Source organism: Spartinivicinus marinus, from assembly GCF_026309355.1.
GTDB lineage: Bacteria > Pseudomonadota > Gammaproteobacteria > Pseudomonadales > Zooshikellaceae > Spartinivicinus > Spartinivicinus marinus.
Genome location: NZ_JAPJZK010000001.1, coordinates 1,901,812 through 1,919,405, shown reverse-complemented (window position 1 = coordinate 1,919,405; position 17,594 = coordinate 1,901,812). Strand labels below are relative to the sequence as shown.

Below are 17,594 nucleotides of genomic sequence, written 5' to 3'. Positions count from 1 at the left end.
GCTCCCGGAATCAACAACTCCGCTGGGAGAGATAGCCTTGAAAGATTTATTAAACCTGCTGAAGTCTCAAGGACAGTCAGAAGAATTTGACTCCATACGCATTGGTTTGGCTTCACCAGAAATGATTCGGTCCTGGTCATATGGTGAGGTGAAAAAGCCTGAAACCATTAACTATCGTACGTTTAAACCAGAGCGCGATGGTTTGTTCTGTGCCAAGATTTTTGGCCCAGTGAAAGATTATGAGTGTTTGTGTGGAAAATATAAGCGCTTAAAGCACCGTGGTGTTATCTGCGAAAAGTGTGGTGTAGAAGTTGCGCTTTCAAAAGTTCGTCGTGACCGGATGGGACACATCGAGCTGGCAAGCCCTGTTGCACATATCTGGTTCTTGAAGTCACTGCCTTCCAGAATAGGCTTGATGCTGGATATGACTCTGCGTGATATCGAACGAGTGCTGTACTTTGAGTCATATGTGGTGATCGACCCAGGCATGACGACCCTTGAGCGTGGCCAGCTACTAAACGATGAAGAGTACTACGACTCATTAGAAGAATTTGGTGATGACTTCGATGCCAAAATGGGTGCTGAAGCGATTCAGGCATTATTGCTAGATATCGATCTTGAGCAAGAAGTGCAAGAGTTACGTGAAGAGATCCCTAACACGAACTCTGAAACCAAAATCAAGAAGCTTTCTAAGCGCTTGAAACTGTTAGAAGCTTTCCATAAGTCAGATAACAATCCAGAGTGGATGATTCTTAAAGTTCTGCCGGTATTGCCACCTGACTTACGCCCATTAGTACCACTTGATGGTGGTCGCTTTGCTACATCTGATTTGAACGACTTATACCGCCGGGTAATCAACAGGAACAACCGTCTGAAGCGGCTGTTGGACTTAAGTGCTCCAGACATCATCGTGCGTAACGAAAAACGGATGTTGCAAGAGTCTGTTGATGCCTTGCTGGATAACGGTCGTCGCGGTCGTGCCATTACTGGTTCGAATAAGCGTCCTCTGAAGTCTTTGGCAGATATGATCAAAGGTAAGCAGGGTCGTTTCCGTCAGAACTTGTTAGGTAAGCGAGTTGACTACTCTGGCCGTTCGGTAATCGTGGTTGGCCCTACCTTGCGCCTGCATCAGTGTGGTTTGCCTAAGAAAATGGCACTTGAGCTATTCAAACCTTTTATCTTTGGCAAGCTTGAGCATCGTGGTCTGGCGACAACGATTAAAGCGGCTAAGAAAATGGTTGAGCGGGAAACCCCGGAAGTATGGGATATCCTGGCTGAAGTTATTCGCGAACATCCTGTACTGTTGAATCGTGCACCAACATTGCACCGTTTAGGTATCCAGGCATTTGAGCCAGTGTTGATCGAGGGTAAAGCTATCCAGTTGCACCCGTTAGTCTGTGCGGCCTATAACGCTGACTTTGACGGTGACCAGATGGCGGTCCACGTACCATTAACTATCGAGGCCCAGCTTGAGTCTCGTGCGCTGATGATGTCTACCAACAACGTACTTGCACCTGCTAACGGTGAGCCAATTATTGTGCCATCGCAAGACGTAGTTCTTGGCCTTTACTACATGACCCGAGACCGGATCAATGCGAAAGGCGAGGGCATGGCATTTAAAGACATTAAAGAAGTCAGTCGTGCTTATGGGGCGGGCCAAGTAGAGTTGCATGCCAAAGTTAAGGTCAGAATCAAAGAAACTATTAAAGACCTAGTAGGCAATGTTACATCGGCTACTCGTATTGCTGATACTACAGTAGGGCGTGCACTGCTATTTGAAATTTGTCCTAAAGGTATGCCATTTGACCTGGTTAACCAGGCGATGAAGAAGAAGTCTATCTCCAAGCTGATTAACACCTGCTATCGTAATGTTGGTTTAAAAGAAACAGTAATCTTTGCTGACCAACTGATGTATATGGGCTTTTCTTACGCGACTAAGTCAGGTGCTTCTATTGGTGTAAATGACTTTGTAATTCCTGATGAAAAGCTGGAAATCATTGATGCAGCTTCAGATGAAGTAAAAGAAATCGAAAGCCAGTTTGCTTCTGGTCTAGTAACTCAGGGTGAAAAATACAACAAGGTAATCGACATCTGGTCACGTGCTAATGAGTTAGTGGCCAAGAAAATGATGGAGAACCTAGGCTCTGATGATGTGGTTGACCGTGAAGGTAAAACAGTTCAGCAAGAGTCATTCAACTCTGTTTACATGATGGCAGACTCCGGTGCTCGGGGTAGTGCGGCGCAGATTCGTCAGTTGGCGGGGATGCGGGGTCTGATGGCTAAGCCAGATGGCTCAATCATCGAAACACCTATTACTGCAAACTTCCGTGAAGGTTTGAACGTATTACAGTACTTCATCTCAACTCACGGTGCGCGGAAAGGCTTGGCGGATACCGCCCTGAAAACGGCAAACTCCGGTTATCTGACTCGTCGCTTAGTGGATGTTGCTCAGGACTTAGTGGTTACAGGGCAAGACTGTGGTACTGATAAAGGTTTGGTCATGACACCTCACATTGAGGGTGGTGATGTGGTCGAGCCATTAGGTGAGCGTATTCTTGGCCGGGTAGTCGCTGTTGATGTTCCTAAGCCTGGTGCTGATGGCGAAATTGCCATTCCTGCAGGCACTCTGATTGACGAGGCTTGGGTTGAAAAGCTAGAAGCCATGAACGTAGATGAAATGGTCGTCCGTTCGCCTATTACCTGTGAAACTCGCTTCGGTATCTGCTCGAGTTGTTATGGTCGTGACCTTGGTCGCGGGCATCTAGTTAATGTTGGTGAGGCCATTGGAGTAATCGCGGCTCAATCAATCGGTGAGCCAGGTACTCAGCTAACAATGCGTACCTTCCACATTGGTGGTGCTGCTTCCAGGACATCTGCAACTGATAACGTTCAAGTGAAAAATGCCGGTACTATCCGCTTGCACAATATGAAGTTCGTTGAGCGTAAGGATGGCTGCATCGTTGCGACCTCGCGTTCAGGTGAGTTGGCATTGGCTGATGAGTTTGGCCGTGAGCGTGAGCGCTATAAGCTGCCGTATGGTGCTGTGATTAGCGTTAAAGATGGCGTTAAAGTAGAAGCTGGTCAAGTGGTGGCTAAGTGGGATCCACATACTCACCCAATTGTTGCTGAATTAGCGGGTACTGTTTCATTCTCAGGTATGGATGAAGGAATTACTGTTAAGAAGCAAACCGATGAGCTTACTGGCTTGTCCAATATTGAGGTTATTGATCCTAAAGATCGTCCATCATCTGGCAAGGATATTCGTCCAGCTATCCAACTATTGGATAGTAACGGCAAAGAACTAAAAATGCCTGGTAGTGATATGCCGGCGCAATACTTCTTGCCAGCGAATGCGTTAGTTACCCTGACTGATAACGCTAAGGTAGAGGTGGGTGATGTAATCGCGCGGATTCCACAAGCAACTTCTGGTAACAAGGATATTACGGGTGGATTGCCTCGGGTAGCTGACTTGTTTGAAGCACGTAAGCCAAAAGAGTCGGCAATCCTGGCGGAAATCAGCGGTACTATCAGTTTTGGTAAAGAAACCAAAGGTAAGAAACGGTTAGTCATTACTTCACCTGACGGTGATAACTACGAAGAGCTGATTCCAAAATGGCGTCACCTCAACGTATTTGAAGGTGAGCAGGTGACGAAAGGGGAAGTTGTTTCTGATGGGCCTTCTAATCCGCACGACATCTTGCGCCTGCTAGGTGTCAGCGAGTTAGCTAAATATATCGTTAATGAAATCCAAGATGTATACCGCTTACAAGGGGTAAAAATTAACGATAAACATATTGAAGTCATACTGCGACAAATGTTGCGTAAAGCTGAGATTGCTGAGTCTGGTGATTCTGACTTTATTAAAGGTGAGCAGCTGGAGTACACCTCTGTACTGGAAGAAAACGAAGTGCTAGCAGAGAACAACAAGTTCCCTGCGAAGTGCGAGCGAGTATTGTTAGGTATTACTAAAGCATCATTGGCAACTGAGTCCTTTATTTCGGCGGCATCCTTCCAGGAAACCACTAGGGTGTTAACGGAAGCGGCGGTGACTGGTAAGCAGGATTTCTTGCGTGGATTAAAAGAAAACGTAGTAGTTGGGCGTTTGATTCCTGCAGGAACTGGTTTAGCTTATCACTCTGAGCGCCGCCGTAAGCGTGAACTGGAAGAACTAAAAACCAGTGCTAAAGTGAGTGCTAGCGATGTAGAGCAAGCACTAAGTGAGGCGCTGAACTCAAGTAGTTCTTAAGCGAAATAAAGTTTAGTGGTGCTATTTTCGTTGAAGATTACATCACTAAAGTGGGTGGATTATAGTCATTTACTTGACTCAGATTTGTACACTCATTAAAATTTCGCGTCTTTTTCTTCGGCAGGTTTTATACCTGCCGAATTTTGTTGTCTCTTCATCAAAAAATGAAAGTAAATTGGAGTTTGCTTAAATGGCTACCATTAACCAGTTGGTACGCAAGCCTCGCAAACGCAAAGTAGCTAAGAGTGACGTGCCTGCTTTGCAGAGCTGTCCTCAGCGTCGTGGCGTTTGTACCCGGGTTTACACTACTACCCCTAAGAAGCCTAACTCAGCGCTTCGTAAAGTTTGCCGTGTGCGCTTAACGAATGGCTTTGAGGTTACTTCTTACATCGGCGGTGAAGGCCACAACTTGCAAGAGCACAGTGTGGTACTGATTCGTGGTGGACGGGTAAAAGACTTGCCAGGTGTGCGTTATCACACAGTACGTGGCAGCTTGGATACTCAAGGTGTTAACGATCGTAAACAAGGTCGTTCTAAGTATGGTACCAAGCGTCCTAAGTCTTAATAGACTGAATTTTAGATAAGAGTAAGGCTAAGTACGTCCCTGTTGTGTCAATAATAAGCTAATTATTGCGCAAGGTAATGTGTCTTAGGCTATCCTGAAGACCAGATTTTTGAGAGCTTATCATGCCAAGAAGACGAGTCGTCGCAAAAAGAGAAATCCTACCTGATCCCAAGTTTGGAAATCAGACATTAGCGAAATTTATCAACCACGTAATGATCAGTGGTAAAAAGTCCGTTGCTGAGCGCATTGTTTATGGTGCTTTAGATAAAGTGCAAGAGCGCAGCAAGGGCGAGCCTATCGAATTGTTTGAAAAAGCACTAGAAGCTATTTCACCTATGGTAGAGGTGAAATCCCGCCGTGTAGGTGGTGCTACTTATCAAGTGCCTGTTGAAGTGCGTCCTTCTCGTCGTACAGCGTTAGCAATGCGCTGGTTGGTAGACGCTTCTCGTAAGCGTGGCGAAAAATCGATGGCTTTACGTCTGGCTGGTGAAATGCTAGATGCAGCAGAAGGTAAAGGTGCCGCTGTTAAGAAACGTGAAGATGTCCATCGTATGGCTGAGGCCAACAAAGCCTTCTCTCATTACCGTTTCTAATGACCAGGGGATAGTATCGTGGCTCGTAAAACTCCCATTAGCCGTTACCGCAATATCGGTATCTGTGCTCACGTTGATGCTGGTAAAACTACGACAACTGAGCGTGTTCTGTTCTATACCGGGGTATCTCATAAAATTGGTGAGGTACACGACGGCGCTGCCACTATGGACTGGATGGAGCAGGAACAGGAGCGTGGTATCACCATCACTTCTGCTGCAACCACTTGTTTCTGGAGTGGTATGAACCAGCAGTTCGATGAACACCGGATCAATATCATTGATACGCCAGGACACGTTGACTTTACCATCGAAGTAGAGCGCTCATTGCGTGTACTTGACGGTGCAGTTGTTGTTCTATGTGGATCTTCTGGTGTGCAGCCGCAAACTGAAACAGTTTGGCGTCAGGCTAATAAGTACGAAGTACCGCGTATGGTCTTCGTAAACAAAATGGACCGTGCTGGAGCTGACTTCTTCATGGTTGTTGATCAATTGGTTGATCGCCTGGGTGCTGACGCTGTACCGATTCAAATTAACATCGGCGCTGAAGATGAGTTTAAAGGGGTTGTTGATCTGATCAGAATGAAAGCCATCATGTGGAATGAGGCTGATCAGGGTATGACCTATGAGTTGGAAGATATTCCAGCTGACCTGCAAGACGTTGCGGATGAGTGGCGCGAAAAAATGCTTGAGGCTGCTGCCGATGCATCTGAAGAACTGATGGAAAAATACCTGGAAGAAGGTGATCTGTCAGTTGAGGAGATCAAGCAAGGTCTACGTAAGCGTACTCTGGACAACGAGATTGTCTTGGTAGCTTGTGGCTCCGCGTTTAAAAACAAAGGTGTTCAAGCTGTATTGGATGCAGTTGTTGAATACTTGCCATCACCAACTGATGTAAAAGCAATCGAAGGTGTGCTTGAAGATGAAGAGACTGTCGAAACCCGTGAGGCTGACGACAATGCACCTTTCGCTGCTCTGGCATTTAAAATTGCTACTGACCCATTCGTAGGCACGTTGACCTTCGTTCGGGTTTATTCCGGTAAAGTTTCTTCTGGTGACTCAGTTTATAACCCAGTTAAGCACAAGAAAGAGCGTATTGGCCGGATGGTGCAAATGCACTCTAATAACCGTGAAGAGCTGAAAGAAGTATTGGCTGGTGACATCGTGGCGCTGATTGGCCTTAAAGATGTAACTACAGGTGATACTTTGTGTGCCCATGATGGCATCATCACGCTTGAACGGATGGAGTTCCCTGAACCTGTTATCTCTGTAGCAGTTGAGCCTAAGTCAAAAGCTGACCAAGAAAAAATGGGTATTGCTTTAGGTAAGCTAGCCCAAGAAGATCCTTCATTCCGGGTTTGGACAGATGAAGAGTCTGGTCAAACTATCATCGCAGGTATGGGTGAGCTTCACCTGGACATCATTGTCGATCGGATGAAGCGTGAGTTTAAAGTAGAAGCCAATATTGGTAAGCCTCAGGTGGCTTATCGTGAGCGTCTACGCAGCTCTGTTGTTGCCGACCATAAATTTGCTCGTCAAACCGGTGGTCGAGGTCAGTATGGTCACGTTGTTATTGAATTCTCGCCATCTGAAGAAGAAGGCTTGGAGTTCGTTAATGAAATCGTGGGTGGCGTGATTCCAAAAGAGTACATTCCAGCGATTCAGAAGGGTGTCGAAGAGCAAATGCAAAACGGTGTGATAGCTGGCTATCCGCTATTAGGCTTAAAAGCTCGTTTGTATGACGGCTCTTTCCATGACGTTGACTCCAACGAAATGGCATTTAAAATCGCTGCCTCTCAGGCGCTGAAAAAATATGCACCACAGGCAAGCCCAGTACTGCTTGAACCAATGATGAAGGTTGAGGTGGTCACTCCTGAAGATTACATGGGAGATGTAATGGGTGACTTGAACCGCCGTCGCGGCATTGTTCAGGGGATGGAAGATAGTACCTCAGGTAAAGTCGTCCGTGCTCAAGTGCCTCTTGGTGAAATGTTTGGCTATGCCACCGACTTGCGTTCAGCAACACAAGGTCGTGCCACATACTCAATGGAATTCGAAGAGTATGCAGAAGCACCTGCCAGTATTGCTGAAGCAGTTACTAAGGCTTAATCAGATCGCTGATATTTGAATAAGGTATATTGTAAAAATGGCTAAAGCAAAGTTTGAACGTACCAAACCCCATGTAAACGTAGGTACTATCGGCCACGTTGACCATGGTAAAACTACATTAACTGCAGCATTGACTCGTGTTTGTGCTGAGGCGTTTGGTGGTGAAGTAAAAGCATTCGATCAAATCGATAATGCACCAGAAGAGCGCGAGCGTGGTATTACTATCTCAACTGCACACGTTGAGTATGACTCTCCAATTCGTCACTATGCACACGTTGACTGTCCAGGACACGCTGACTATGTGAAAAACATGATCACTGGTGCGGCTCAAATGGACGGCGCTATTTTAGTTTGTTCTGCAGCTGATGGCCCCATGCCTCAGACTCGTGAGCACATCTTGTTGTCTCGTCAGGTAGGTGTACCTTACATCGTTGTTTTCTTAAACAAAGCTGATATGGTTGACGATGAAGAGCTGCTTGAGCTGGTAGAAATGGAAGTGCGTGAGCTGTTAAGCCAGTATGACTTCCCAGGTGACGACACCCCAATTATCACCGGCTCTGCGCTAATGGCGTTAGAAGGTAAAGATGATAATGGAATGGGTAGTACTGCGGTTAAGAAACTAGTTGAGACTTTAGATGAGTACATCCCAGAGCCAGAGCGTGCTATCGATCAGCCATTCTTGATGCCTATCGAAGACGTATTCTCTATTTCTGGTCGTGGTACTGTAGTAACGGGTCGTGTAGAGCGTGGTATCGTTAAAGTCGGTGACGAAGTAGAGATCATCGGTATCCGCGACACGCAAAAAACGACTTGTACTGGTGTTGAGATGTTCCGTAAGCTGCTTGACGAAGGTCGTGCAGGTGAGAACGTTGGTGTGTTGTTGCGTGGTACTAAGCGTGATGACGTAGAGCGTGGTCAAGTATTGGCTATTCCTGGCTCTATCACTCCACACACCAAGTTTGAATCAGAAGTTTACGTATTAAGCAAAGACGAAGGTGGTCGTCATACACCATTCTTCAAAGGTTATCGTCCACAGTTCTACTTCCGTACCACTGACGTTACAGGCGCGGTAGAATTACCAGAAGGTGTTGAAATGGTAATGCCTGGCGATAACATTCAAATGAAAGTGACTTTGATTGCGCCAATTGCTATGGAAGATGGCTTACGCTTCGCTATCCGTGAAGGTGGTCGTACTGTAGGTGCTGGTGTAGTAGCAAAAATTATTGAGTAAGCTAACTTAATAATTGGCTTGTAACAAAAAGAGGCCCCCTCTTCGGAGAAAGGGCCTCTTTTTGTATATTTCTTGACAGGAAAAGGTGGCGTCTATAGAATCTTGCCTCCTTTTGCTATGGCAACATTGATTGCCTAGTTAAGTTCTTTACCCGGAGTTTTGATCAAATGCAAAATCAGCAGATTCGTATCCGTTTAAAAGCGTTTGATCACCGCCTGATCGATGTGTCTACCCAGGAAATTGTAGAAACTGCAAAACGTACTGGGGCTCAGGTGCGTGGTCCAATCCCATTGCCTACCAAAAAAGAGCGGTTTACCGTACTGATTTCACCTCACGTTAATAAAGACGCCCGTGATCAGTATGAGATTCGCACTCACAAGCGCCTGCTGGAGATTGTCGAGCCAACTGATAAAACAGTTGATGCTTTGATGAAGTTAGATCTGGCTGCCGGCGTTGAGGTTCAAATCAGCCTAGCCTGATGTGATTGGGGGCGTAGACCTGAATAAGATCTACGCTTTTTGTTTGTGTAACGCTCTGAAATGGGCGGCCATAGCGGGTTATAGCCCCGTACACGAAAGAGGTAAATTATGAGTATCGGATTAGTCGGAAAAAAGTGCGGCATGACGCGCATTTTTACCGAAGACGGTGCCTCTGTACCTGTTACTGTTATTGAAGTCGATCCTAACCGGATTACCCAGGTTAAAACTGAGTCGACTGACGGTTACAATGCAATCCAAATTACCGCTGGTGCAAAAAAAGCTTCTCGCGTAAGCAAGCCTTTGGCTGGCCACTACGCTAAAGCTGACACTCCAGCTGGTCGTGGGTTGTGGGAGTTCCGTGCAGATAACGCAGAGTACAAAGTAGGTGACCAAATCAATGTCAGCCTATTTGAGGCTGGTCAAAAAGTTGATGTTACTGGACGTTCTAAAGGTAAAGGGTTTGCCGGCACAGTTAAGCGCTGGAATTTCTCTACTCAGGACGCTACTCACGGTAACTCACTGTCTCACCGTGCCCCTGGCTCAATTGGTCAGTGTCAAACCCCAGGCCGTGTTTTCAAAGGTAAGAAAATGGCAGGTCAAATGGGTAATCAGCGGGTGACAGTTCAGTCCCTTGAAGTTGTACGTGTTGATGTCGAACGCAACCTGCTGTTAATCAAAGGTGCAGTTCCTGGTGCTACAGGTTCTGATGTGGTCGTTCGTCCAGCCGTTAAGTGTGGCTAAGGGGGAGAGTTATGGATTTGAATGTAACTGGTGCCGGTACGGTCCAAGTTTCTGATCACACCTTCACCGCAGCCTTTAACGAAACTCTGGTTCACCAGGCAGTTGTCGCTTATTTGGCTGGTGCTCGTCAAGGTACTCGTGCACAGAAAACTCGCTCAGAAGTGAGTGGCGGTGGACGTAAACCATGGCGTCAAAAGGGTACTGGTCGCGCGCGTGCGGGCACTATTCGTAGCCCAATCTGGCGTTCTGGTGGAGTGACTTTTGCGGCTAAGCCACAAGATCACACACAAAAGCTGAACAAGAAAATGTACCGCGCTGCGCTGCGGAGCATCTTGTCTGAGCTGGTTCGTCAAGAGCGTTTAGTTGTTGTAGAAGACTTTTCAGTTGCTGCGCCAAAAACCAAAGAGGTGCTGAGCAAGCTAAAAGAGCTTGATGCTACTAATGCATTGATCATCACTGATGCAGTTGAAGAAAACCTGTATCTGGGTGTGCGGAACATTCCTCATGTTGATGTTTGCGATGTGAATGCTGCAAATCCAGTTAGCCTGGTTGCTCATGAAAAAGTAGTCGCAACTGTCGCTGCCTTAAGAAAGTTTGAGGAGATGTTAGGATGAACCAGGAGCGAATCTTTAAAGTACTGCTTGGTCCACACATTTCCGAGAAAGCAACACTTCAAGCTGATTTAGCTGGTCAGTATGTGTTTAGAGTTGCTACCACGGCTACCAAGCTAGAAGTTAAAAAAGCCGTAGAAAAGCTTTTTGAAGTGAAAGTCAAAGCGGTTCAAACCGTTAAGGTTAAAGGCAAAACCAAGCGTACTGCGCGTGGTATTGGCAAGCGCTCTGACTGGAAGAAAGCGTATGTTTGTCTTGAGCAAGGTCAAGAAATTGATTTTGCTGACGCTGAGTAACGGAGGAGCAAGGTATGGCAATCGTAAAATGTAAACCTACATCTCCGGGGCGTCGCTTTGTAGTTAAAGTCGTCAACCAGGACTTGCACAAAGGTGCTCCTTATGCACCTTTAGTAGAGAAGAAGTCTAAGTCAGGTGGACGTAATAACAGTGGCCGGATTACTACTCGCCATCGTGGCGGCGGTCACAAGCAACACTACCGGATTATTGATTTTCGTCGCAACAAAGATGGTATCAACGGCGTTGTAGAGCGTCTTGAGTACGATCCAAACAGAACGGCTAACATCGCTTTAGTTAAATATGCTGATGGTGAGCGTCGCTACATCATTGCGCCTAAAAACTTAAAGCAAGGCGATCAGGTTGTTTCTGGTGTTGATGCGCCGATTAAAGTAGGTAATACCCTACCACTTCGCAATATCCCTGTTGGTAGTGTAATTCACTGTATTGAAATGAAGCCTGGTAAAGGTGCTCAAATGGCGCGTAGTGCAGGTGCTTCTGCACAATTAGTTGCTCGTGAAGGTGCTTACGTTACCCTAAGACTTCGTTCAGGTGAGATGCGTAAAATTCTTGCTGAATGCCGCGCCACTTTAGGCGAAGTATCAAACAGTGAGCATAACCTACGTTCTTTAGGTAAGGCTGGTGCAAAACGCTGGCGTGGTGTTCGTCCAACAGTTCGTGGTGTTGCCATGAACCCAGTGGATCACCCACACGGTGGTGGTGAAGGTCGTACTTCTGGTGGTCGTCACCCTGTTTCTCCATGGGGTATGCCGACTAAAGGCCGTAAGACTCGTAGCAATAAGCGTACAGACAAGCTAATTGTCCGTCGCCGCGGCAAGTAATTAACCAGGTATAGAGGAAACGACAGTGCCACGTTCACTTAAAAAAGGTCCATTTATAGACCTTCACTTACTGAAGAAGGTTGAGGATGCTGTTGAGAAAAGCGATAAGCGTCCCATTAAAACTTGGTCGCGTCGCTCTATGATTCTTCCGCAAATGGTTGGTTTAACCATTGCGGTTCATAACGGGCGTCAGCATGTACCTGTCTTTGTTACTGAAGACATGGTGGGTCATAAACTCGGCGAATTTGCAGCTACACGTACTTATCGTGGTCACGCTGCAGATAAAAAAGCCAAGCGCAGATAAGGGGAGATGACAATGGAAGTAGCCGCTATTCATAAAGGCGCTAACATCTCTGCTCAAAAAGTGCGTTTGGTTGCCGACCAGATTCGCGGAAAAGCGGTAGATGAAGCACTGAATATTTTGACCTTCAGCAACAAAAAAGCTGCTGTATTAGTCAAAAAAGTGTTGGAGTCAGCTATTGCCAATGCTGAGCACAATGAAGGTGCTGATATCGACGAATTAAAGGTTTCTACTGTATTTATTGACGAAGGTAGAACCTTAAAAAGAATTCGTCCTCGTGCTAAAGGCCGTGCTGATCGCATTCTGAAGCGGTCTTGCCATATTACGGTCAAGGTTGCTGAGAAATAGGAGACGATCAGATGGGTCAGAAAGTACATCCAACCGGTATTCGCCTTGGCATCGTAAAAGACCACACTTCTGTATGGTTTGCAGAAGGGCGGGAATTCGCTGACAAGCTGATTACCGATTTACAAGTTCGTGAGTATATTCAAAAGAAACTGAAAAATGCTTCAGTTAGCCGTGTAGAAATTCAGCGCCCGGCTCAAAACGCCAAAATTACTATTCACACTGCTCGTCCTGGGATTGTGATTGGTAAAAAAGGTGAGGACGTTGAAAAACTACGTCGCGATATTTCTGCAAAAATGGGTGTGCCAGTTCACATCAATATTGAAGAAATTCGTAAGCCAGAGCTAGATGCTATGCTCGTTGCACAAAGCGTGTGTAACCAGCTAGAGCGTCGTGTCATGTTCCGTCGTGCGATGAAGCGTGCGGTACAAAATGCGATGCGCTTAGGTGCTAAGGGTATCAAAATCCAAATCAGCGGACGCTTAGGTGGTGCAGAAATCGCTCGTACTGAATGGTACCGCGAAGGACGTGTGCCTCTACACACTCTGCGTGCTGATATCGATTATGCCCACTATGAAGCCCTAACAACATACGGCATCTTGGGTGTTAAAGTTTGGATCTTCAAAGGCGAGGTGATTGGTGGTATTCGTGAAGACGAAAAGCCAGCCAAAAAGCCAGCCTCTAAGAAGAAAGCGGCTAAGTAAGGAGTACGCAAATGTTACAACCAAAGCGTACGAAGTTTCGTAAGCAAATGAAGGGCCGTAATCGCGGTCTAGCGATTCGCGGCTCTAAAGTCAGTTTCGGTGAATATGCTTTAAAATCGACTGGTCGTGGCCGAATTACTGCTCGCCAAATTGAGGCAGCACGTCGTGCAATGACTCGTCATATCAAGCGTGGCGGTAAAATCTGGATTCGTATTTTCCCAGACAAGCCAATCACCCAAAAGCCCTTGGAAGTACGTCAAGGTAAAGGTAAAGGTAGCGTTGAATACTGGGTTTGTCAGATTCAGCCAGGTCGTGTGCTCTACGAAATGGAAGGTGTTTCTGAAGAATTAGCACGCGAAGCGTTTGCGCTTGCGGCAGCTAAGCTACCTGTAGAAACAACTTTCGTGAAACGGACGGTGATGTAATGAAAGCAACTGAATTACGCGAAAAATCCGTCGAAGAGCTGAACGTGCAGCTATTAGCGCTGCTACATGACCAGTTCAACTATCGGATGCAAAAAGCGACTGGACAACTGGGGCAGACTCACTTGCTCAAACAAGTCCGCCGTGACATTGCCCGTGTTAAAACTGTGCTGAATGAAAAAGCAGGTAAGTAAGATGGCAGACACAGAAAAGAATGTGCGGACACTAAACGGTCGAGTAGTCAGTAACAAAATGGATAAAACCGTTACTGTATTGCTAGAGCGCAAGGTAAAGCACCCTATATACGGTAAGTATGTGAAACGCTCAACTAAGTTGCATGCGCATGATGAACGCAACGAATGCCAAATTGGTGATTGGGTAACCATCAAGGAAACCAGACCACTATCAAAGCACAAAACCTTTGAGTTGGTTTCTATTGATGAACGAGCTACACAAGTTTAACTGTAGTTCTTGGCCTCAAAGTAAACCTAGTTGAGGTGGGAGAAGAAAGATGATTCAGACTGAAACCGTACTTGACGTTGCTGATAACAGCGGTGCGCGTCGAGTGATGTGTATAAAGGTATTAGGCGGCTCACACCGTCGCTACGCTAGTGTTGGCGATATTATCAAAGTAACAGTTAAAGAAGCTATTCCGCGTGGCAAGGTCAAAAAAGGCCAAGTCATGAATGCGGTGGTTGTTCGTACAAGAAAAGGCGTTCGTCGTCAGGATGGATCAGTGATTCGTTTTGATGGTAATGCTGCGGTATTGCTAAACAACCAGAATCAGCCAATCGGCACCCGCATTTTCGGGCCTGTTACTCGTGAGCTGCGCTCAGAGCAGTTTATGAAAATTATTTCTTTGGCACCTGAAGTGCTATAGAGAGGGCTGGAGAATGCACAAAATTAAACGTGGTGACGAAGTCATCGTTATTACCGGCAAAGATAAAGGTAAAACGGGCAAAGTTGTAAAAGTACAACAAGATGGTCGTTTTATTATTTCAGGCATCAACATGGTTAAACGCCATGTGAAGCCTAATCCAATGCTGGGTAAGCCTGGTGGTATTGTAGAAAAAGAAGCACCTATTCAGGCTTCTAATGTTGCAATTTACAATGCTGAAACTAAAAAAGCTGATCGTGTTGGCTTTGAAGGCGCTGGTAAAGAAAAAAAGCGTATCTTCAAGTCTACCGGTAAGCCAGTTGATGCATAGGGCTAGCAGGTAACGACGATGACAAATTTGTTAGAAAAATACCGCAGTGAAATTGCCCCCAAGCTTAAAGAAGAGCTTGGGTACAGCAATATTAATGAAGTGCCAAGCATTACCAAAATCACCTTAAATATGGGTGTTGGTGAAGCAGTTGGTGATAAAAAAGTAATCCAAAATGCATTGGCAGACCTGGAAAAAATCGCTGGTCAAAAGCCAATTGTAACCCGTGCTCGTAAGTCAGTTGCTGGCTTTAAAATTCGTCAAGGCTGGCCAATCGGTGTGAAAGTAACTCTGCGCCGTGATCGGATGTATGAGTTCTTGGATCGCTTGGTATCAATGGCACTACCCCGTGTCCGCGACTTCCGTGGGTTAAACCCAAAATCGTTTGATGGTCGTGGTAATTACAGTATGGGTGTGAAAGAGCAAATTATCTTCCCAGAAATCGATTACGACAAAATCGATGTACTTCGTGGGTTGGATATTACGCTAACTACCACCGCTAAAACTGACGAAGAAGGGCACGCTTTATTAAAAGCGTTCAATTTCCCTTTTAAGAGTTAGGGTAGGGTTATGGCAAAAATCGGAATGAAACAGCGCGAATTAAAGCGCCAGAAGACAGTCCAAAAGTTCGCTGAAAAGCGCGCTAAGCTTAAAGCAATTTTAGCTGATATTAATGCATCAGAAGAAGAAAAGTGGGAAGCCCAAGTGGCTTTTCAAAAGCTTCCTCGTGATGCTAGCCCAAGCCGACTACGCAACCGTTGTCGTGTAACAGGGCGTCCTCATGGCTACTATCGTAAATTTGGCTTAAGCCGGATTAAATTACGTGAAGCAGCGATGCGTGGAGATATTCCTGGCTTAGTGAAAGCGAGCTGGTAGCTAAAATTCTGAGGAGAATTTAGAAATGAGTATGCAGGACCCGTTAGCTGATATGCTAACTCGCATCCGTAATGCCCAAATGGCAGAAAAAACTTCTGTCAGTATGCCTTCCTCTAAGGTAAAAGTGGCTGTTGCCAGTGTACTGAAAGAAGAAGGTTATATTGAAAACTATCAGGTAGAAGGCGATGCCAAGCCTGTACTGAGCATCGAGCTCAAGTACTTCCAAGGCAAGCCTGTTATCGAAGAATTGAAGCGTGTTAGCCGTCCTGGATTACGTGCTTATGCAGGTAAAGAAGAGCTGCCAAAAGTGAATGGTGGTTTAGGGATTGCTATCGTATCTACTAATAAAGGCGTCATGACCGACCGTGCAGCCCGTGCTGCTGGTGTTGGTGGTGAAATTCTCTGCACAGTATTCTAGGAGGGTTTGATATGTCTCGTATTGCAAAAAGCCCTGTTGAACTTCCTAGTGGTGTAGAAGCTAGCCTTGCTGGTGGACAAATCACTATTAAAGGTAGTAAAGGCAGTCTTTCTCTGGGCTTGGCTTCATGTGTAGAAGTTGCTCAAGAAGAGAATGTTTTAACATTTGCTGCTAAAAATGGTGCAAAACACTCTCGTGCTATGGCTGGTACCACTCGTGCTTTAGTTAGCAACATGGTAACTGGTGTAAATAGTGGTTTTGAGAAAAAACTGCAGTTGATTGGTGTTGGTTACCGGGCACAAGCTAAAGGTAAATCTATCAACCTTACCTTAGGCTTCTCTCATCCAGTTGATTACGAATTGCCGGAAGGTATTTCTGCAGAAACACCAAGCCAAACTGAAATCGTTATCAGAGGTATCGATAAGCAGTTAGTTGGCCAGGTAGCAGCAGAAATTCGTGATTTCCGTCCACCTGAGCCTTATAAAGGTAAAGGGATTCGTTACGCGGATGAACATGTTCGCCGTAAAGAAGCTAAGAAAAAGTAAGGTAGGGCACTGATATGTCTAAAAGAGATTCTCGGTTACGCCGTGCCCGCAGCACTCGCTCAAAAATTCGCGAGCTCGGTAAAACCCGTTTGTGTGTACACCGTACACCTCGTCACATTTACGCTCAGGTTATTGCAGCAGATGGCAGCCAAGTGTTAGCTAGCGCCTCAACGCTGGATAAACAATTGCGCGATGATAAAACTGGCAACGTTGAAGCGGCTAAGAAAGTAGGTGCGCTGATTGCTGAGCGTGCCAAAGCAGCTGGCGTTACAGATGTAGCGTTCGATCGCTCTGGCTTTCAATTCCATGGTCGTGTGAAAGCATTAGCTGATGCTGCACGCGAAGGTGGCTTAGAGTTCTAAAGGTACTGAACTATGGCAAATAATGATCGTAAGAGCGACGAAGGTTACATTGAAAAGTTAGTTCAAGTTAACCGTGTTGCAAAAGTTGTTAAAGGTGGTCGTATTTTTGGTTTTACTGCACTAACAGTTGTTGGTGATGGTAAAGGCAAAGTAGGTTTTGGTCGTGGTAAAGCGCGTGAAGTGCCAATTGCTATTCAAAAAGCAATGGAAGCTGCTCGTCGTAACATGATTCAAGTCGACTTGAATGGAACAACTCTCCAGTATCCAGTTAAAGCACGTCATGGTGCTTCCAAAGTGTTCATGCAGCCAGCCTCTGAAGGTACTGGTGTAATTGCCGGTGGTGCAATGCGTGCAGTTTTGGAAGTAACTGGCGTACAAAACGTATTGGCTAAGTGCTATGGCTCTACTAATCCTGTGAACGTAGTTCAAGCAACTTTTAAAGGCTTGAAAGAAATGCGTTCGCCTGAAGATGTAGCGACTAAGCGTGGCAAGTCGGTAGAAGATATTCTGGGATAAGACAATGGCAGCAGCGAAACGAATTAAAGTAACGCTTGTCCGTAGCAGTAGCGGCCGTCTTGCCAGCCATAAAGCCTGTGTATCAGGCTTAGGCTTAAAGCGCATCGGCCATACTGTTGAAGTGGAAGATACCCCTTCAGTACGCGGCATGATTAATAAAGTATCCTATCTGGTTAAAGTGGAAGGAGAATAA

25 protein-coding genes are annotated in these 17,594 nt (G+C 46.0%); all 25 read left to right on the top strand.

Features of this window, described 5'->3' with window-relative positions:
• Positions 1 to 37: 37 nt before the first annotated feature.
• The 25 genes from rpoC (at position 38) to rpmD (ending at position 17,594) form a co-directional block, all read left to right on the top strand.
• Positions 38 to 4,246 carry a DNA-directed RNA polymerase subunit beta' gene (gene rpoC, locus OQE68_RS08700; RefSeq protein ID WP_180570510.1) on the top strand — a complete coding sequence of 1,403 codons (4,209 nt, stop codon included), beginning with the start codon at positions 38 to 40 and terminating at the stop codon, positions 4,244 to 4,246.
• Positions 4,247 to 4,436: 190 nt separating this feature from the next.
• Complete coding sequence (rpsL, locus tag OQE68_RS08695) at positions 4,437 to 4,811, top strand: 30S ribosomal protein S12 (RefSeq protein ID WP_163835732.1); 375 nt, start codon at positions 4,437 to 4,439, stop codon at positions 4,809 to 4,811.
• 122 nt (positions 4,812 to 4,933) lie between these two features.
• The gene (gene rpsG, locus OQE68_RS08690) at positions 4,934 to 5,404 is read left to right on the top strand and encodes a 30S ribosomal protein S7 (RefSeq protein WP_180570509.1); all 471 of its coding nucleotides are present in this window, start codon (positions 4,934 to 4,936) and stop codon (positions 5,402 to 5,404) included.
• An 18-nt stretch (positions 5,405 to 5,422) separates the two neighbouring features.
• Positions 5,423 to 7,510: an elongation factor G gene (fusA, locus tag OQE68_RS08685; protein WP_180570508.1), complete on the top strand. Its 2,088-nt coding sequence runs from the start codon at positions 5,423 to 5,425 to the stop codon at positions 7,508 to 7,510.
• A gap of 37 nt (positions 7,511 to 7,547) precedes the next feature.
• Positions 7,548 to 8,741 carry an elongation factor Tu gene (gene tuf / locus OQE68_RS08680; protein WP_266195576.1) on the top strand — a complete coding sequence of 398 codons (1,194 nt, stop codon included), beginning with the start codon at positions 7,548 to 7,550 and terminating at the stop codon, positions 8,739 to 8,741.
• A 167-nt stretch (positions 8,742 to 8,908) separates the two neighbouring features.
• Positions 8,909 to 9,220, top strand: a complete 312-nt coding sequence (gene rpsJ, locus OQE68_RS08675) for a 30S ribosomal protein S10 (RefSeq protein WP_180570506.1) — start codon at positions 8,909 to 8,911, stop codon at positions 9,218 to 9,220.
• A 108-nt stretch (positions 9,221 to 9,328) separates the two neighbouring features.
• Positions 9,329 to 9,961 (top strand): 50S ribosomal protein L3, encoded by a 633-nt coding sequence (rplC, locus tag OQE68_RS08670; RefSeq protein ID WP_180570505.1) that lies wholly within the window; start codon positions 9,329 to 9,331, stop codon positions 9,959 to 9,961.
• A gap of 11 nt (positions 9,962 to 9,972) precedes the next feature.
• Positions 9,973 to 10,575, top strand: coding sequence for a 50S ribosomal protein L4 (gene rplD, locus OQE68_RS08665; protein WP_180570504.1), 603 nt, complete (start codon positions 9,973 to 9,975; stop codon positions 10,573 to 10,575).
• Positions 10,572 to 10,868, top strand: coding sequence for a 50S ribosomal protein L23 (rplW, locus tag OQE68_RS08660; RefSeq protein ID WP_180570503.1), 297 nt, complete (start codon positions 10,572 to 10,574; stop codon positions 10,866 to 10,868). Before rplD ends, rplW begins: the two co-directional genes overlap by 4 nt.
• Positions 10,869 to 10,882: 14 nt before the next feature.
• Entirely contained in the window at positions 10,883 to 11,707 is an 825-nt protein-coding gene (gene rplB, locus OQE68_RS08655) for a 50S ribosomal protein L2 (RefSeq protein ID WP_180570502.1), read from the top strand.
• 25 nt (positions 11,708 to 11,732) lie between these two features.
• Complete coding sequence (rpsS, locus tag OQE68_RS08650) at positions 11,733 to 12,011, top strand: 30S ribosomal protein S19 (protein ID WP_180570501.1); 279 nt, start codon at positions 11,733 to 11,735, stop codon at positions 12,009 to 12,011.
• 6 nt (positions 12,012 to 12,017) lie between these two features.
• Positions 12,018 to 12,356, top strand: coding sequence for a 50S ribosomal protein L22 (rplV, locus tag OQE68_RS08645; RefSeq protein ID WP_434801432.1), 339 nt, complete (start codon positions 12,018 to 12,020; stop codon positions 12,354 to 12,356).
• Between the two features lie 11 nt (positions 12,357 to 12,367).
• Positions 12,368 to 13,057, top strand: coding sequence for a 30S ribosomal protein S3 (gene rpsC / locus OQE68_RS08640; protein WP_180570499.1), 690 nt, complete (start codon positions 12,368 to 12,370; stop codon positions 13,055 to 13,057).
• An 11-nt stretch (positions 13,058 to 13,068) separates the two neighbouring features.
• Positions 13,069 to 13,482 (top strand): 50S ribosomal protein L16, encoded by a 414-nt coding sequence (gene rplP / locus OQE68_RS08635; RefSeq protein ID WP_163835712.1) that lies wholly within the window; start codon positions 13,069 to 13,071, stop codon positions 13,480 to 13,482.
• Positions 13,482 to 13,673 carry a 50S ribosomal protein L29 gene (rpmC, locus tag OQE68_RS08630; protein ID WP_180570498.1) on the top strand — a complete coding sequence of 64 codons (192 nt, stop codon included), beginning with the start codon at positions 13,482 to 13,484 and terminating at the stop codon, positions 13,671 to 13,673. The genes rplP and rpmC overlap by 1 nt, the downstream gene beginning before the upstream one ends.
• A gap of 1 nt (position 13,674) precedes the next feature.
• Positions 13,675 to 13,941 carry a 30S ribosomal protein S17 gene (gene rpsQ / locus OQE68_RS08625; protein ID WP_180570497.1) on the top strand — a complete coding sequence of 89 codons (267 nt, stop codon included), beginning with the start codon at positions 13,675 to 13,677 and terminating at the stop codon, positions 13,939 to 13,941.
• 49 nt (positions 13,942 to 13,990) lie between these two features.
• Positions 13,991 to 14,359 carry a 50S ribosomal protein L14 gene (gene rplN, locus OQE68_RS08620; protein ID WP_163835706.1) on the top strand — a complete coding sequence of 123 codons (369 nt, stop codon included), beginning with the start codon at positions 13,991 to 13,993 and terminating at the stop codon, positions 14,357 to 14,359.
• A gap of 13 nt (positions 14,360 to 14,372) precedes the next feature.
• The gene (rplX, locus tag OQE68_RS08615; protein ID WP_180570496.1) at positions 14,373 to 14,687 is read left to right on the top strand and encodes a 50S ribosomal protein L24; all 315 of its coding nucleotides are present in this window, start codon (positions 14,373 to 14,375) and stop codon (positions 14,685 to 14,687) included.
• Between the two features lie 18 nt (positions 14,688 to 14,705).
• Positions 14,706 to 15,245, top strand: a complete 540-nt coding sequence (rplE, locus tag OQE68_RS08610) for a 50S ribosomal protein L5 (RefSeq protein WP_180570495.1) — start codon at positions 14,706 to 14,708, stop codon at positions 15,243 to 15,245.
• Between the two features lie 9 nt (positions 15,246 to 15,254).
• Positions 15,255 to 15,560, top strand: a complete 306-nt coding sequence (gene rpsN, locus OQE68_RS08605; RefSeq protein WP_180570494.1) for a 30S ribosomal protein S14 — start codon at positions 15,255 to 15,257, stop codon at positions 15,558 to 15,560.
• Positions 15,561 to 15,585: 25 nt separating this feature from the next.
• A complete protein-coding gene (gene rpsH / locus OQE68_RS08600) occupies positions 15,586 to 15,978 on the top strand; it encodes a 30S ribosomal protein S8 (protein WP_180570493.1) in 393 nt (130 codons plus the stop codon).
• Between the two features lie 11 nt (positions 15,979 to 15,989).
• Positions 15,990 to 16,523, top strand: coding sequence for a 50S ribosomal protein L6 (rplF, locus tag OQE68_RS08595; RefSeq protein WP_180570492.1), 534 nt, complete (start codon positions 15,990 to 15,992; stop codon positions 16,521 to 16,523).
• A 14-nt stretch (positions 16,524 to 16,537) separates the two neighbouring features.
• Entirely contained in the window at positions 16,538 to 16,885 is a 348-nt protein-coding gene (rplR, locus tag OQE68_RS08590) for a 50S ribosomal protein L18 (RefSeq protein ID WP_180570491.1), read from the top strand.
• A gap of 12 nt (positions 16,886 to 16,897) precedes the next feature.
• Positions 16,898 to 17,401 (top strand): 30S ribosomal protein S5, encoded by a 504-nt coding sequence (gene rpsE, locus OQE68_RS08585; protein ID WP_180570490.1) that lies wholly within the window; start codon positions 16,898 to 16,900, stop codon positions 17,399 to 17,401.
• A gap of 4 nt (positions 17,402 to 17,405) precedes the next feature.
• Positions 17,406 to 17,594, top strand: a complete 189-nt coding sequence (rpmD, locus tag OQE68_RS08580) for a 50S ribosomal protein L30 (RefSeq protein ID WP_163835692.1) — start codon at positions 17,406 to 17,408, stop codon at positions 17,592 to 17,594.

Excerpts from the sequence above, each read along its gene's own strand:
- rplW (WP_180570503.1), top strand. The coding sequence starts at position 10,572 with ATGAACCAGGAGCGAATCTTTAAAGTACTGCTTGGTCCACACATTTCC.
- rplX (WP_180570496.1), top strand. The coding sequence starts at position 14,373 with ATGCACAAAATTAAACGTGGTGACGAAGTCATCGTTATTACCGGCAAA.
- tuf (WP_266195576.1), top strand. The coding sequence starts at position 7,548 with ATGGCTAAAGCAAAGTTTGAACGTACCAAACCCCATGTAAACGTAGGT.
- rplB (WP_180570502.1), top strand. The coding sequence starts at position 10,883 with ATGGCAATCGTAAAATGTAAACCTACATCTCCGGGGCGTCGCTTTGTA.
- rpsJ (WP_180570506.1), top strand. The coding sequence starts at position 8,909 with ATGCAAAATCAGCAGATTCGTATCCGTTTAAAAGCGTTTGATCACCGC.
- rpsN (WP_180570494.1), top strand. The coding sequence starts at position 15,255 with ATGGCAAAAATCGGAATGAAACAGCGCGAATTAAAGCGCCAGAAGACA.
- rpsH (WP_180570493.1), top strand. The coding sequence starts at position 15,586 with ATGAGTATGCAGGACCCGTTAGCTGATATGCTAACTCGCATCCGTAAT.
- rplR (WP_180570491.1), top strand. The coding sequence starts at position 16,538 with ATGTCTAAAAGAGATTCTCGGTTACGCCGTGCCCGCAGCACTCGCTCA.
- rplE (WP_180570495.1), top strand. The coding sequence starts at position 14,706 with ATGACAAATTTGTTAGAAAAATACCGCAGTGAAATTGCCCCCAAGCTT.
- rplV (WP_434801432.1), top strand. The coding sequence starts at position 12,018 with ATGACAATGGAAGTAGCCGCTATTCATAAAGGCGCTAACATCTCTGCT.
- rpsE (WP_180570490.1), top strand. The coding sequence starts at position 16,898 with ATGGCAAATAATGATCGTAAGAGCGACGAAGGTTACATTGAAAAGTTA.
- rplF (WP_180570492.1), top strand. The coding sequence starts at position 15,990 with ATGTCTCGTATTGCAAAAAGCCCTGTTGAACTTCCTAGTGGTGTAGAA.
- rplN (WP_163835706.1), top strand. The coding sequence starts at position 13,991 with ATGATTCAGACTGAAACCGTACTTGACGTTGCTGATAACAGCGGTGCG.
- rpsQ (WP_180570497.1), top strand. The coding sequence starts at position 13,675 with ATGGCAGACACAGAAAAGAATGTGCGGACACTAAACGGTCGAGTAGTC.
- rpsC (WP_180570499.1), top strand. The coding sequence starts at position 12,368 with ATGGGTCAGAAAGTACATCCAACCGGTATTCGCCTTGGCATCGTAAAA.
- rplC (WP_180570505.1), top strand. The coding sequence starts at position 9,329 with ATGAGTATCGGATTAGTCGGAAAAAAGTGCGGCATGACGCGCATTTTT.
- rpsG (WP_180570509.1), top strand. The coding sequence starts at position 4,934 with ATGCCAAGAAGACGAGTCGTCGCAAAAAGAGAAATCCTACCTGATCCC.
- rpmC (WP_180570498.1), top strand. The coding sequence starts at position 13,482 with ATGAAAGCAACTGAATTACGCGAAAAATCCGTCGAAGAGCTGAACGTG.
- rplD (WP_180570504.1), top strand. The coding sequence starts at position 9,973 with ATGGATTTGAATGTAACTGGTGCCGGTACGGTCCAAGTTTCTGATCAC.
- rpmD (WP_163835692.1), top strand. The coding sequence starts at position 17,406 with ATGGCAGCAGCGAAACGAATTAAAGTAACGCTTGTCCGTAGCAGTAGC.
- rplP (WP_163835712.1), top strand. The coding sequence starts at position 13,069 with ATGTTACAACCAAAGCGTACGAAGTTTCGTAAGCAAATGAAGGGCCGT.
- rpsL (WP_163835732.1), top strand. The coding sequence starts at position 4,437 with ATGGCTACCATTAACCAGTTGGTACGCAAGCCTCGCAAACGCAAAGTA.